Genomic DNA, 14,415 nt, shown 5'->3' with positions numbered 1-14,415 from the left:
TACTGCCATCAGCCCAAGCAGCCCTCCATCGCGCTTGACCTCAATCTGCTGCTTCCGGCTTAACCCGAACTCAGGTTAGATCATCAACGTTGACAGCTAACTAGCACCACCATTCTGATAGACCACCACAGAGGATTCCTTTAGGTCTACCGAAGTTTTTGAGAGTAGAACGAAGCCGACTCTGTGCCCTTCGTGCATTCTTGCGTAAATTTAATCAGATGATGCGCCACCAACCCGACATGAATCACCTGTTCAATTTTGGTTTGTTTGAGTGCTGGCTTTGCCATTGCCCAAAATGTTTTTCGATAGTTTCCGAGCACGCCCACTTGCAGCAAGATTTTTGCCAGCATCGTTAGCCCTTTACGGACTTTTTCGGGCGAGGTGCGAGCAGGGCTGTTTGGCACCTTAATTCGATGGGGATAGGTGTGCTCACATTGGTACGCGAAGCGCTCGTAGAGAAAGTCTGGGGTATAGGCCGTGGCAATGCAGCGACGCCACATTTCCATCACCTGGGGGTAGGGCATGAGAAATTCGACGTTTGATTCTCGCCCTTCCTCGGCAACGATGCGCCCTGCTTGTTGCAACCGCTCCCAAAGCGGCGTTTTTGGCAGAGCATAGAGCAGATTAATCGTTAGCATGGGAATGTGAGAGAGGCGAATAAACTCTAGGATGCGATCGCAGGTCTCTGGGGTGTCCGTATCCAATCCTAAAATAATGCCAGAAACAACCTCCATGCCGTAGCTGTTGAAGATTTTAACTGCATCCAAAATTGGCATACTCAAATTATGGGTTTTAGAGATGGCTTTTAAGGCTGCCGGATCAGGAGTTTCAATGCCGCAGAACACAGTACAAAAGTAAGCTTCTCGCATCATTTCGAGCAGCGTGGGACTCTGAGCCAAATTCAGCGTCGCTTCGCACGCAAACTGAACCGGGTAGCCATTTTGTTTTTGCCACTCGATCAAATGAGGCAACAGGTCAGCGATCGCTTTACGATTGCCAACGAAATTATCATCCACAAAATAAACCGCCCCCGGATTTCCCACTTCTAGCATCGCATCTAGCTCTCCTAAAAGCTGTTGGGGAGACTTGAGGCGGGGATTGCGCCCATACAGAGCCGGAATATCGCAAAATTCGCACTGGTAGGGGCAACCGCTTGAATATTGAATGTTGGCTAGAAAATACTGATCCAAATTGAGCTTGTCGTAGGCGGGAATGGGAAACTGAGTTAGAGGCAAGCGATCGCGGGTCTCAAACCGCACTTGCGATCGCGGACGCTCCGCCTGCTGATCGAGATATTCGATCATGCGATCGCTGGCATCACCCAACTCACCAATATGCAAAATATCAAAATCAGGATAATATTCTGGGCAACCCGAAACCGATGGTCCACCAACCACCGTTATCTTTCCAGCTTTGTGAGCAAGGTCATTGATGGAGTTAATCTGCGGACGCTGAATATGCATGCCGCTCACAATCACCACATCTGCCCACCGGTAATCGGCTCGCGTTGCCGCCCGAATGTTTTCATCCACAAACCGCACATCCCAGGCTTTGGGCAAATAGGCAGAGACCACCAGCAACCCCTGAGGCGGCATAAATGCCTGCACCCCCTTCAAGCCAAATGCATGATGAAACGTCCCAAACGAGCGACTGTACTTTGGAAACACGCACAAAATACGCCGATGGTTTCGCGGAATGTAGGGCGACCGATGTTGCTCAGATTCGGGGAATAGCTGACGATCGGGTTGGGTAGACTGAGCTTGAGCGGAAGTCGATTCAGGAGCGTCTAGAATGCCTGTCATCAAGATTTCTCCTCACGAGTTCAAGAAGACGGAATAGCCCAAATAGCTGATGTTTCGGCAGTGCTAACCAGATGAATTCCCCGTTTTGAACCTGTAGCAAATTTGAAAATTATAAAAAACTGCCATTGGGTAATCCTAAATTAATCTGTAAATGCTACAGACGTGCGACCTCCCCCAACCCCTCCTGACTAAAGAGGGAAGCCGGAAAGTCCCTCCTGACCCAGGGGGGATGCCGTAGGCAGGGGAGTCGAAGATCTGTCGCAGTGAAAAATCAATTTGGTATAAGTTGCCTTAGGCTAGATCATCAACCCAAAATAGAGCACGTTCCTTGCCGGAATCAACAGGCAAAGGGATGAATTTTACTTAAAGAAACTCGGTTGCTAATTCCGCCGGATTGACTCAGCCATACCGCTGACATCCATCCCCAAATTGTATTTAGTTTTGTTGGTAACATAACGAACTGTATCGGTTTTTATCGATTGGTATGAGTCTTCGTTTTTGGCAAAACGGTTGATTGACTCTATCAACAGAGGGATGAAAACAGGATGCTCACCACGCAGTAGCTCAAGAATTTGGGACATGAAAATCAGCCAGTCTGACGGCATAGTGATTTTCCTATTTATCGCACCTCACCCCCCATCCCACGGCTTGTAAGGATCTTTTGGTCATGTCCAATGCTACCAACGCTACAGTGCATCTCAATCTCCACACTTTCGATTCCACAGGGTGGACTGTTTTAGAAACAGAGTTTAACCCCCAACGCCTTCACCCGCAAGAAACGGTCTTTACCATTGGCAACGGCTATCTTGGTACGCGGGGCACCTTTGAAGAAGGCTATCCCAACGACAACGCCGCAACGCTGATCCACGGCATGTTTGATGATGCTGCCATCTGCACGACCGAGTTAGTCAATTGCCCAAATTGGCTGCCGTTAGCTATCACCATTGATGGGGAGCAGTTTCGGCTCGATTCAGGAACCATCCTCAGCTACGATCGCCGCCTCAATCTTCGGCTAGGGTTGCTGACGCGCTCTGTTCGGTGGCAAAGTAACGCGGGGCACATCCTCGATCTTCGGTTTGAGCGGTTTTGTAGTTTTGCCGACCCCCACCTGCTGTCTCTGCGCTGTCAGGTCACGTCGGTTAATTTTACGGGAGAGGTGAAAATTGCAGCCAGCTTTGAGCCAGAACCCGACACGCTGGGGGTGCCCCATTGGAAGACCCTAGAACAGGGCAGTATCAACAATGTGATTTGGCTGCTCTCTGAAACCTTGCACTCAAACCTTCAGCTAGGGATGACGGCTAAAGTATTTGTAGTGGCAGAAGAAGGAATTTTGCCCATGCAGGGAGATGCAGATCAGCCATCGCTAACTGCAACCGTTTTGGTAACGGAGCATCAAACCATTACGATCGAGAAGACAATCACGCTCTACACGTCTCGTGACACCGAGTTTCCCCTAAAAGCGGCACTGCATCGATTGGCAACCACGACCCGATACCAAACCACGTTTGCAGCACATATTGCCGCCTGGGAGATGGCATGGCAACACTGTGATATCGTCATTGAAGGCGATCCGATGGCTCAGCTAAGTGTGCGATATAACCTATTTCAGCTATTGATTGCTGCCTCTCAGAGCGACGATCGCGTGAGTATTCCTGCCAAAACCCTCTCTGGATACGCTTATAGGGGACATGTTTTCTGGGACACAGAAGTGTTTGTCGCTCCGTTTTTGACTCTGACACAGCCTCATCTCGCTCGTAACGTTCTTAACTACCGGTTTCACAACCTACCGGGAGCGCGGCGCAAGGCGAAAGCGGCGGGGTTTGAAGGCGCATTTTTCCCGTGGGAAAGTGCAGGGAGTGGAGATGAGGTGACGCCCCGTTGGGTTCCGGGACGGCAGGGTGAATCAATCCGAATTTGGTGCGGGGATATTGAATTCCATATTTCTGCGGACATTGCCTATGCCGCATGGCAGTATTGGAAAATAACGGGCGATGAGGCTTGGATGCGCGATCGCGGCGCAGAACTGATCTTAGATACGGCGGTTTTTTGGGGCAGTTGTGCAACCTGGAATGCAAACAAGCGGGCGTATGAGATCAAAGATGTGATCGGACCAGATGAAAACCATGAACATGTCAACAACAATGCCTTTACCAATGGCATGGCGCAATGGCACCTGCGATCGGCACTTACCCTTTGGCAATGGCTCTGTGACACTTATCCAGAAACGGCGGCGCGGTTAGAAACAACGCTCAATTTGACGCCAGAACGATTAGAGCGGTGGTCAGACATTGCGCGATCGCTGGTGATTCGTCGCGATGAGGCAGGGCTAATTGAGCAATTTGATGGATTCTTCGAGTTAGAGGAGATCAATTTTGCGGATTACGAACCTCGGAACACGTCGATGCAAGCCCTGCTGGGGATAGAGCCAACCAATCAACGGCAAATTCTCAAACAGCCTGATGTGTTGATGCTGATCTACTTGCTGCGACACGAGTTTGATCAAAAAACGCTGCAAACAAACTGGGATTACTACACGTCTCGAACTGATCTGACCTACGGTTCATCATTGGGCCCGTCAGTGCAAGCGATTTTGGCGTGCGATCTGGATCTGCCCGAAGAGGCATACCGCCATTTCCGACGGGCGGCACTGGTGGATTTAGAAGATGTGCGGCTCAATGCAGCAGAAGGAATTCATGCCGCATCAGCCGGAGGGGTTTGGCAATCTGTCATCTTTGGGTTTGGGGGCATTCGGCTGACTGAGTTTGGACCGATCGCTTGCCCAAATCTACCCTCTCATTGGACTCGTCTAAAGTTTCGGCTTCAGTGGCGCGGTCAGTGGCATGAGTTTGACCTTACTCCCCATCACGACCTGGTGAATGCTGATGCGGTTGGTGCAGGGCAAAGCTCTGGCGGCGCGTTGGAGGAAGAATTAGCAGTTTAACTAAAGTTCGATTTGGCTCAATTTCACTGACGCGCAAGAGCAGTGCTGAGCGAGATGGACGCTCCTACAGGTGCTAAATTCTCGTTCAGCAGGGGGCTAAAAATTGCTCAGTGGGGTTTTTCCCGCTGCCTGAGCTAGGGCGTGGTGCGGCGAGTCAGAGTGGTGTGTGCCAGGGTTGTGAATTGTTGAATGTGCCTCAGATCAGGTGCCTCTAGCGCCAAAGGCGCAAGTTCTGAAGGATATAGCGTAGAGCGCAACTCCGCCGGAAACGCCATTGCCAAGCCTTCTAGAATTGCCGAGGGTGCCAAAATCGTTGAGGCATCGAGCCAGAGCAAGTATTCAATATTGCCAGCCGGTCCTAAAAGTGGCGACCATGTGAGTCCTTTATAATGCCAACCCAGAGATTGAGCCGCTTGCAGAACCTGCACGATCGCGGCGGCATGATCGGTTGGATCGCGCACTACACCTTTTTTGCCAATGCGATCGCGCCCCACCTCAAACTGGGGCTTTACCAGCAACACCACCTCGCATGGATCGTGTAACAAAGCCCGCAGTGCAGGCAATACTTTTGTCAACGAGATAAACGACACATCAACAACGCCTAAATCAGGAATCGGCGCGGCTGATGAATACAGTTGCTCTGGGGTCAGGTGGCGAATATTTGTTCGTTCTCGCAAAATTACACGCGGATCTTGCCGCAGAGTCCAGGCTACCTGACCATATCCGACATCAATACCGTAAACGAGTTTTGCACCCGCTTGCAGCAAGCAATCTGTAAAGCCTCCGGTGGAAATACCGCCATCTAAACAAACGCGATCGCGCACCTCAAGGGGAAACGCCTGGAGCGCTTTGGCTAACTTCTCGCCTCCACGGGAAACATACTGCGATCGCTGCTTTACCGCAATCTGAGCTAACACATCAACCTCGGTGCCCGCTTTGTCCACCACATGCTGGTTGACGGTCACGGCTCCAGCTTGGATGAGCCGTTGTGCCTGCTGTCGAGAATCACAAAGGTTGAGATCGACTAATAACGTATCGAGGCGCTGTTTCAAGACAGGGTAGGGGTTGGGGAAGGCAAACTTGAACAGTCTTCACTCTATCGCTTCTCCTGGCAAAAGGAGGCTTTCGACCCGCCTCACGAGCCGGGCGATTTTCTAGAGCGTCAGTCTTCGTTCAAATCATCGATATCCTGTGTTATCTCTCAGGATATCGAAGAGTACCCTGTTTCTTCATACCCTATGCTGCACGGTTTTATTCCCCGCGATCGCTATTTTCCCTATCTCACCTGGACTGACCTTCAGGCAATGCCCAACAAAGAGAACACGGTCATCGTTCAGCCCATCGGCGCGATCGAGCAACATGGTCCCCATTTACCTCTCGTCGTAGATGCTGCGATCAGCGCTGCCGTCCTGGGAAAAGCCCTGACCCAACTCGATCGCGCGATTCCTGCCTATGCTCTGCCCATCTTGTACTACGGCAAGTCAAACGAGCACTGGCACTTTCCAGGCACCATCACCCTCAGCGCTCAAACTCTGCTTGCCGTGGTGATGGAAGTTGCAGAAAGCCTCTACAGAGCAGGGTTTCGCAAACTCGTGTTGATGAATTCTCACGGCGGGCAGCCTCAAGTTTTAGAGATCGCCGCACGAGATTTGCATCAACAACACGACGATTTTGCGGTATTCCCCCTGTTTACCTGGAACGTGCCACCCTTAAGCACCCTCACTCAAGAGCTTTTCTCCCCAAAAGAACTGAAATTGGGCATCCATGCAGGCGATGCAGAAACGAGTCTGTTGCTGTCGATTCTCCCAGAGCACGTCAAGATGGAGCGTGCCGCCGCCGAGTATCCCTTGGGCGAACCTCGTGAGGATGTTTTTAGCATAGAGGGGGCACTGCCGTTTGCTTGGATGACACGCGATCTCAGCCAAAGTGGTGTGGTGGGCGACCCTACCACGGCTTCAACAGAAAAGGGCGATCGCATCCTTGAGGCGCTGGCGACAGGTTGGGTACAAGTTATTCAAGATGTGTACTCATTTCAACTGCCGCAAGCGTGGCGATCGTCGGAAGTTTGACGGCATGGGTCGAGGTAGAAGCGAAGCGAAAATCCGTCACTCTTTAAGAGAGACCGCTAAGACAGCCATCTTGCAACTCATCTCGTTGGACACCTGCAAGATGGCTATGCCGGTTTAATTGAAACGTTTTAGGATGACTTGCTTGGAGCTAACCCTGGATTAGGGAGCAACGCGCTCCTTGAAAAGTTTGCCAGCCGAAAAGGCAGGAACGCGGGTTGCCGGAATCTGAATGGCGTCTCCGGTTTGAGGGTTGCGTCCTTCACGGGCTTGGCGATCGCGCACTTCAAAGGTGCCAAACCCAACTAACGAAACTTTGTCGCCCGTCGAGACCGTATCGAGAATGGTATCGATAATCGCGGAGAGCACGGCATCTGCCTCTTTTTTAGTGACATTTGCCTTGTCTGCGATCGCGTCTATGAGTTCACCTTTGTTCATCAGAATCTCCTCTTGTCAAAATCCTTGAAATTGTAGTGTACAAAGCCAAGGCGTGCAAGTGTACTAAGTTTAGGGTACAGAACAGGTCTGAACCGAGATTGAGAATAGCCTCATCCGTCCATTTTGGCTAGAGTATTTCGTGAGTTAGACGTTAACCATAGAGCGCGTTTGTCATGATAGAGTCGCTCATCCCTTCTGATGACACACGCCAACCTACCCTCGCGTCTCTCTTGGGGCAGAGATCGGCTGAAGCTTATGCCAACGTTTGATATTGATTGGGCGATCGCCCAGATTCGTGAGGCGGTCAACCCTTACCCAAAAGCCGCTATGTTTGCGATCGCCCAAGAAGGATACAACTCCTTGTTTGAGCAACTGATCGCCTGCTTGATCTCAATTCGCACCTACGATGAAGTGAGTTTGCCCGTTGCGCGGCGGCTGTTGCAGCAGGCAAACACTCCCGCTGCGATCGCGCAGCTAACGCCCAAGCAGATCGAATCGTTGATTGGTGAAAGCACCTACCCTGAGCAAAAAGCCCGACAGATCCATGCGATCGCTGAGCAGATCATGGCTCACCACAACGGTGAATTGCCAGCAGACCTTACCACCTTGCTGACGTTCAAAGGCGTCGGTTCTAAATGCGCTCACTTGGCGCTAGGCGTCGCCTGCAATCTACCGTTTATCAGCGTCGATATTCATGTTCACCGAGTCACAAACCGTTGGGGCTACGTCCAAACCAAAACTCCAGAAAAGACGACCCTGGCGCTAGAAGCAACGTTACCGCTGCCGTATTGGATCGAGATCAACCAGTTACTCGTCCCGTTTGGGAAACACATCTGCACGGGCAAACAGCCCCACTGTGCGACCTGCCCTGTAGAATCCATGTGTCAGAAAATTGGGGTGTGAGAAACCGAGTGTAGGACGCGATTTGGGTAAAAGAGATGATAGGTTAGTAATCCACTCATTTTGTTTCACCAGCTTTGTCTTAACTTTTGCCCCATACCAAATTAATCTGTAAATGCTACAGACCTGCGACCTCCCCCAACCCCCCCTAGTCAGGAGGGGAGCCGGAAAGTCGCTCCTGACCAAAGGGGGATGCCGTAGGCAGGGGGGTCGAGGATCTGTCGCAGTGAACAATCAATTTTGTCTTAACTAGTGAATATGACGGTCATGCACGATGCGCTTGATAAATGCTCCTCTGATGTAGAACTGGTTCCTCCTAAAGTCGAACCGATGCCCACAACATGGCGCGACGATGTGGCTCAAGGGGTAGAATTTGTGCGGTTTGTTTGGCGCATCTCCAGCCGCATTCGAGGGGGGTGGAATCGGTTTCGATTTGTCGTCGGGCTGATCTTTTGGAAACCGTTTTTACCCGACGATACTTCAGAGCGTGGCAACGCCGATCGCGATTCCTAACTGCAAGTACGTCCTTTCTGCCTGTTTGATGGAGCTATGGTGTACTACGACCCCTATCAGTTTGACTTTGTACTCCGCCTTGAAGAAAATTGGCAAATCATTAAAGCCGAACTAGACCAATTGGGCGCTGACGATTTTGTTCCCTATCCTGAAAAATATTTGCTGCAAAAAAGAACCGGATGGGAAATTTTCGGTATCTATTTTCTGGGTGTCAAAATCGATGGCAACTGCGATCGCTGCCCAGAGACCGCAAAACTGGTTAAAACCATTCCTGGCATGATCACCGCAGGCTTTTCTCGGTTGGCTCCTGGGGCGCATATTGTGCCTCATGCTGGCAAACCAACTAGCGTATTTCGCTGCCACTTAGGCTTATCTGTTCCCGAACACTGCGCTATGCGAGTCGCTGCTGAAACAAAACGCTGGAGCAACGGCAAATGTGTGGTGTTTGATGACACCTCAGAACACGAGGCGTGGAATTTAAGCGATCGTTACAGAGATATTTTGCTTCTAGATTTCAAAATTCCGGCGGGCTTTGCACGGGTCTGCTAGTAGATTGTCAACGTTGAGGGGAGAGGTAAATGGGTGGATGGGTGGAGGGGTGAATGGTTCCAATTACTAGTCTCCCCCTCACCTCCCAGTCTCCCACTTCAACCTGGACAGACCACTAGTGCCCTCAAGCCGCACTCATCAAGTTTTTCTGATTAACTTGCACTATCACGAGTAAACTGAGAAAACAAATCTGTGACCAAAGTATTTTTGAGTATTTTTGGCACATTCGTCTCTTTTCCCGCGATCGCATCATCCGTTAGGCACTATTCAACATGACTATGGAGTGGCACGCAACAGACGCCCAGAGTTTGGCAATTATCGACCAGGAAATTGGGGAGCATGCTCTTTCACCCGCCGAATACGAAATTGTCCGGCGAGTCATTTATGCCACAGCAGACTTTGAGTACAAGTCGCTGATTCATTTTTCAGATTTGGCCTTACAGTCTGGGGCAGCCGCCCTCGCGGCTCGGACAACCATCATCGTAGATGCACCAACAGTGCAGGTTGGCATCAACACTCACCTTCAAACTACGTTCTCTAATCCAATTTATTGCAGCATGGAGGCAATTACTCGCCCTCAAAAAGAACGAACTAAATCGGCATGGGGCATTCAAACGCTTGCCCACCGCTATCCCGAAGGGATTTTTGTAGTCGGACAATCGCAAACGGCGCTGTCTGCCCTGGTTGAATTGATTAATGCCGAAGAAATTAAGCCTGCCTTAGTCATTGGTACCCCCGCCGGATTTATTGATGTCGATCGCGCTAAAGCCCAACTCGACGATTCCCTCGTTCCGCATATTCGGACGGAAGGCCGCAAAGGAAGCGCGGTCGTTGCGGCTGCGATCGTCAACGGATTGGTTGATCTCGCTTGGCAAGCTTACGGCGGTGAGGGCAATGGCGGCTAATTGCCGTGTTTCTCATCGCGGCGATCGCGGCGATAAACCTGATTCCCATTCGCGCCCGTTTTTGGAATCCGTTTTCTGGGGCGCGGCGGTGCTGAGCGACCAAAGTCATCAGATGGCTCGAATGGCTCATAAGACGAGCTTCGTCTAGGGACGATATCCCCCCCATCATCTGGATCAGATGCCAATCGAACAGAGCGGGTTCTAGGTGCTTCGTTATAAGAGGGTCTAGACGGTTTTCTCTGCGGCTCATCATACTCTTCGTCAGCCTCAACATAGCCCGCAGATTCTAATTGACGGCTTACTGCTTCAAACTCGTCGCGCCGCAAATACGGATAATCGCTCACCCAAATGCCACTGTGCGGAATAAAGATATCTGAGACTTTGGCAATGCGCCCCAGATCAGGACGGCTAGAGACAACCAGCAGTTCGGCAATATCTCCAGGCAAAATCCCCCGATGCTCCTGCCGAATCGGAACCTGGAGCACTGTGGTAAAACCTGATTCGTCTCCTACTTCTAAATTGATTCGGCGCTCTCGGTTTTCAACTACGACCAACTCACCCCGGCTGTTAGCGCTTTCTTGAGTGCCGATCAATTCCTCAGTTATGTAGACATCTAGCACTTCGCCCTGGAGAAAACCGGCAAATTTAAAGCGACGGTAGGCATAGTTTCGTAGGCTCGCCTGCAAAACCGGACTCCACAGCCAGTAAACCAAGGCAAACAGCCCCATAAAAAAGGTGACACTTTGCAAGCTGTCTTGAAATTCTCCGGAGCCAAAAACCGCCCGGATCAAAAGAATAGAGGCGAGGGCTGAGATGGAGATGAGAATCCGTCTGAGGAAATCTGGAAATCTTCCCCAGCAGTATTTGTATTGAGCGCCAGTTGCCACAAGCGGAATCAAATCTTCAAATTTCTTACGACTAACGGGAATCAGCATGGGTTGCGGGCGACGTTTATACAGCAAACGAATCCAAAGCGAACAGAGGAGAAGTACCTTAATTTTATCTGGTTTGCTCCCTTCCCATCGAATCCCTTTAAATCACGGGCAAGCTAGTTTTGGCAAGTGCAGGGAGAGAATTTACGGAATTCTTCTACGTATAAATTTTAAGTTTGATGTAAAAATGAGTACTTTCTTCGAGGGTTGTCACCCTTAGATATTCCATACTAGATTCAAATCTGAGGAACGCACTCGGATAAAGGCTAAGCAACTAGGGGGCAACTAAGTTTGTTTGGTTTTTACCGATCATAGGGCGTCCTTACAGGTAGACTGCCTGACTCTGGGGGCTTTTAAGAGTCAGGCAATTTTTTGTTTAAATTTCGATCGGGTTAAGCAGAAGCAGGCAAAGCTGCCTCTAAATCCACAGTTAAATCCACAGTAAGCGTCTGAGTCTGAGGGCAACCTGCGATCGCGCCATAGCCCAAGTTGACTGAACAATGAACATCATTACCGTAACGAACATTGTCACTGTAGCCATAAGGTGTCCTAAGGACGCTCAGATAGCTTCTCAGATTTGAAGCTTCCTCATCTTCTATCCAGGTGCAGTCATTCTGTAAAACCTGTGGGGATCGTGTACCTGAGAAGCGAAGGTAAGCATGAACGAGCTTTTTTGCATAGGTTCATTTCTGAACGCTTTGTATCGGAATGTCACAATTTTAGGATTCTATTAATAAGTGTTGCGACTACTTGATTCTCTTGTTAAGGTATGCAGGTCAATCAATTACGGGTTGATTCTGTTGTTAAAAAGGCGTGTCCAATGCTTTACCTTACTCTCGGCTCCGACCCCATTTCCTGAATCCAAAATTGCCTGTGGGCGCGAAACGCAGAGGGGTATAGAGCACGCTAGCAGCAGGCGTTTAACCTAAAGCCCCACTCAAAACCTGATCTCAGTTCTTTGCACCCTCTGTCAGTTTGGCAAAGGCTGAAACCACCCTAAAACCTCAAAATTGGAGGCTTTAACATGAATATTCAAGGAAAAACCGTTCTCGTCACGGGTGCTTCTCGTGGCATTGGGCGAGCGATCGCGCTGGAATTGGCTCGACAAGGAGCACAACGACTGATCTTGGTTGCACGTACGCATCAGCGGTTAATGGAGGTGGCAACTGAAATCGCAGCTTTAGGCGTTGAAGCTGTCCCGTTGGCTTTTAATTTAGCGAATTCTGTAGAGGTTAACATCGCTGTAGCTCAAGCTTGGCGAGATTATGGACCGATTCATCTCCTTGTTAACTGTGCAGGTGTTGCCCACCAAGCACCCTTTTTACAATCCCAACTGCCGAAGGTGCAGGAAGAGATTGCTCTAAATTTGATGGGGATGTACACCATCACCCGGCTGATTGCCCGTCGTATGGCTGTACAGCGACAGGGAACGATCGTGAATGTGTCGAGTTTGATGGGAAAAATCGCCGCGCCAACGATGGCAACGTATTCAGCAACTAAGTTTGCGATTTTGGGATTCACTCAAGCGCTGCGGGGCGAACTTGCAGCACACAACATCCGAGTTATCGCCCTACTGCCCTCTTTGACTGACACAGATATGGTTCAAAATTTCCAGTGGTTTCGATGGGTGATGCCGACTACACCTGAAAAGGTGGCTCAGACGCTTGTTGTGGGACTCGAAAAGGAAACGCCAGAAATCCTAGTGGGATGGCAAAGTCATCTTGCGGTGTGGGGCAACCGCCTGATGCCTTGGCTGGTCGAGAACGTTTCACGGTTGGCGGCTCCCCTTTCTGAAAATCGTCAGGCACCCGATGCCAGACTGAGAGAGGCGAGGGCAGATTCTCGTTAGACTTTCAATCAAACGTTTTAAGGTTTCGTTGAATGTCCCCTACTACTCGTATCTTGAGAGTGGGGGACTTTGCTTGCGTTTGAAAGAGCACTAACCCAGCATGATAGTGGTGGAAAATATCAACCATCTCTGACATTATTCAGCTTTGGGCTTGTTTGCGCCGGGCATTCCGTTAGGCGTGTATAAAGGCTCTGTGGCGTCGATTCGTCCCAGAATAGTTAACCCTGTTGTTGCCAAAACTACAACGACTTGAGACACACTGTTCGGGTCTATTTTGCCTGTGGTTTGATACTCTTCAATATTCTCGGCGACGACTGGGGAGATAGCTGCGATCGCAGTGAGAATGGCTCCCCAAAACGTTTTACTTTGAAAAACACTCTTTGTGGGGGTGATAGCAGAAGAAGGCTTTGTCTGCATGGTGACGACTCTCAGTAAATGGTCATAGAAAGTGCATCAACCGTGGGGAGTACTTCTACGGATAAATTGAAGTACCCGAACGGGTAATTTTGGGCTGAATGTTGTCTGGCGATCGCCCGTTTCTGTTTGCTGTCCACCGAGTTGCACAGTCGTATTTCTCAACCGTATTTCTCAACAGCGTGTCTTATGTAACCAACCTATTGCCACTGCTAAATACAGAGTTAAGTACAGATGCGATTGAGGATTAAGCTAGATGCGATCGCACTCCCTTGGCTTTCATCCGTAACGTTAAATCCAGCCTGGGAGTCTTCAGTGAACTCAGATTATCTGAGCGATCTGAGCTTATCTAAGCCAAGCCGCAAGTTGAGTAAGAACGCTCATAAATTGCTCGAAGATGGCTTGGACATTGGGCAGGTAGCGAGCGGCAACAAACCCTCCGAGTAGCCCAAAAAAATGACCTTCCCAGGAAATGCGGACGAGACGGCGACCAATCTTGCGATCGCGAGTTGGCAATACGCCCCACAAAAACTGAGCATAGAAAAATGCAACTAGGACGGTGATCAACGCCGAGGGGAGGTTGCGATCGACAAAGCCCCGCAGCAGCAAAAACCCCAAATATCCAAACACTACGCCGCTTGCACCTACATGCACAGAGCGGCTTGCACCCACGAGCCAAATGCCAAACCCATTGATCAGGGTAACGGCTAGCGTTACCGGAGCAAAATCAATGGGATCTTTGAGAACAATCAGCCCACCGAGAATCAGAAAATATTTTGAGTTGCCTTCAAGATGTCGCCAATCTCCATGTAGAAAAGGGGCAATGAAGATGCCGACAAGCCCGCGTAGGGTACGAGGACGCACTCCCCAAAAGTTGAGGGTTTTGCCCAAAAAACCAAAGTTTAAGACAGAGACGATCCAGGCAATCACCACAAGATAAATTAAATATCGACCTTGCCATAACCAGTCAGCAACTGCACTTTGGCTCATGTTATTCGCCAGGAGCGATTTAGATGGGGAAAGGAGCCATTTTAACGTGAGTTCGACGGATTAAAAGATGGCAGGAGGGAGAGCAGGCAAGCCTTTTGGCTGCAAGTCGAGCGAGG

Annotated in this window: 15 protein-coding genes; 7 read left to right on the top strand and 8 right to left on the bottom strand. The window is 50.1% G+C overall.

What is annotated here, in order from left to right:
• Window positions 1–146 precede the first annotated feature (146 nt).
• Window positions 147–1,802, bottom strand: a complete 1,656-nt coding sequence (locus GS601_RS22165) for a B12-binding domain-containing radical SAM protein (RefSeq protein ID WP_162425466.1) — start codon at window positions 1,800–1,802, stop codon at window positions 147–149.
• A 380-nt stretch (window positions 1,803–2,182) separates the two neighbouring features.
• Window positions 2,183–2,407, bottom strand: a complete 225-nt coding sequence (locus tag GS601_RS22160) for a hypothetical protein (protein ID WP_162425465.1) — start codon at window positions 2,405–2,407, stop codon at window positions 2,183–2,185.
• A 62-nt stretch (window positions 2,408–2,469) separates the two neighbouring features.
• On the opposite strand from GS601_RS22160, the gene GS601_RS22155 reads away from it, so the two are divergent.
• On the top strand, window positions 2,470–4,743 hold the full coding sequence (locus tag GS601_RS22155) for a glycoside hydrolase family 65 protein (RefSeq protein WP_162425464.1): 2,274 nt from the start codon (window positions 2,470–2,472) through the stop codon (window positions 4,741–4,743).
• 134 nt (window positions 4,744–4,877) lie between these two features.
• On the opposite strand, the gene GS601_RS22150 is transcribed toward GS601_RS22155, so the two are convergent.
• Complete coding sequence (locus GS601_RS22150; protein ID WP_162425463.1) at window positions 4,878–5,795, bottom strand: TlyA family RNA methyltransferase; 918 nt, start codon at window positions 5,793–5,795, stop codon at window positions 4,878–4,880.
• A 186-nt stretch (window positions 5,796–5,981) separates the two neighbouring features.
• On the opposite strand from GS601_RS22150, the gene GS601_RS22145 reads away from it, so the two are divergent.
• Window positions 5,982–6,812 (top strand): creatininase family protein, encoded by an 831-nt coding sequence (locus GS601_RS22145; protein ID WP_202925292.1) that lies wholly within the window; start codon window positions 5,982–5,984, stop codon window positions 6,810–6,812.
• A gap of 159 nt (window positions 6,813–6,971) precedes the next feature.
• Here the strand turns inward: GS601_RS22145 and GS601_RS22140 are convergent, their stop codons facing one another.
• Window positions 6,972–7,247 carry an HU family DNA-binding protein gene (locus tag GS601_RS22140; RefSeq protein ID WP_162425462.1) on the bottom strand — a complete coding sequence of 92 codons (276 nt, stop codon included), beginning with the start codon at window positions 7,245–7,247 and terminating at the stop codon, window positions 6,972–6,974.
• Window positions 7,248–7,502: 255 nt separating this feature from the next.
• On the opposite strand from GS601_RS22140, the gene GS601_RS22135 reads away from it, so the two are divergent.
• The 4 genes from GS601_RS22135 (at window position 7,503) to GS601_RS22120 (ending at window position 10,114) form a co-directional block, all read left to right on the top strand.
• Window positions 7,503–8,150, top strand: coding sequence for an endonuclease III domain-containing protein (locus GS601_RS22135; protein ID WP_238393451.1), 648 nt, complete (start codon window positions 7,503–7,505; stop codon window positions 8,148–8,150).
• Between the two features lie 249 nt (window positions 8,151–8,399).
• Window positions 8,400–8,660 (top strand): hypothetical protein, encoded by a 261-nt coding sequence (locus tag GS601_RS22130; RefSeq protein ID WP_162425460.1) that lies wholly within the window; start codon window positions 8,400–8,402, stop codon window positions 8,658–8,660.
• A gap of 36 nt (window positions 8,661–8,696) precedes the next feature.
• Complete coding sequence (locus GS601_RS22125) at window positions 8,697–9,209, top strand: aspartyl/asparaginyl beta-hydroxylase domain-containing protein (RefSeq protein WP_162425459.1); 513 nt, start codon at window positions 8,697–8,699, stop codon at window positions 9,207–9,209.
• 278 nt (window positions 9,210–9,487) lie between these two features.
• Complete coding sequence (locus tag GS601_RS22120; RefSeq protein WP_162425458.1) at window positions 9,488–10,114, top strand: precorrin-8X methylmutase; 627 nt, start codon at window positions 9,488–9,490, stop codon at window positions 10,112–10,114.
• Here GS601_RS22120 and GS601_RS22115 read toward each other — a convergent pair.
• Entirely contained in the window at window positions 10,111–11,049 is a 939-nt protein-coding gene (locus GS601_RS22115; RefSeq protein WP_202925291.1) for a phosphate ABC transporter permease, read from the bottom strand. The two genes, GS601_RS22120 and GS601_RS22115, sit on opposite strands and share 4 nt — an antisense overlap.
• 1,021 nt (window positions 11,050–12,070) lie before the next feature.
• On the opposite strand from GS601_RS22115, the gene GS601_RS22110 reads away from it, so the two are divergent.
• Entirely contained in the window at window positions 12,071–12,895 is an 825-nt protein-coding gene (locus GS601_RS22110) for an SDR family NAD(P)-dependent oxidoreductase (RefSeq protein WP_162425457.1), read from the top strand.
• Window positions 12,896–13,030: 135 nt separating this feature from the next.
• Here GS601_RS22110 and GS601_RS22105 read toward each other — a convergent pair whose 3' ends face one another.
• The 3 genes from GS601_RS22105 to GS601_RS22100 form a co-directional block, all read right to left on the bottom strand.
• Window positions 13,031–13,312 (bottom strand): hypothetical protein, encoded by a 282-nt coding sequence (locus tag GS601_RS22105; protein ID WP_162425456.1) that lies wholly within the window; start codon window positions 13,310–13,312, stop codon window positions 13,031–13,033.
• A gap of 36 nt (window positions 13,313–13,348) precedes the next feature.
• Entirely contained in the window at window positions 13,349–13,474 is a 126-nt protein-coding gene (locus GS601_RS23710; RefSeq protein WP_274382025.1) for a hypothetical protein, read from the bottom strand.
• Between the two features lie 180 nt (window positions 13,475–13,654).
• The gene (locus tag GS601_RS22100) at window positions 13,655–14,299 is read right to left on the bottom strand and encodes a rhomboid family intramembrane serine protease (RefSeq protein ID WP_162425455.1); all 645 of its coding nucleotides are present in this window, start codon (window positions 14,297–14,299) and stop codon (window positions 13,655–13,657) included.
• Window positions 14,300–14,415: the final 116 nt, after the last annotated feature.

Source organism: Myxacorys almedinensis A (assembly GCF_010091945.1).
Classification (GTDB): Bacteria; Cyanobacteriota; Cyanobacteriia; order Leptolyngbyales; family Leptolyngbyaceae; genus Myxacorys; species Myxacorys almedinensis.
Note: the sequence above shows the minus strand (reverse complement) of the source record. Positions and strands in the feature narration are given on the sequence as shown.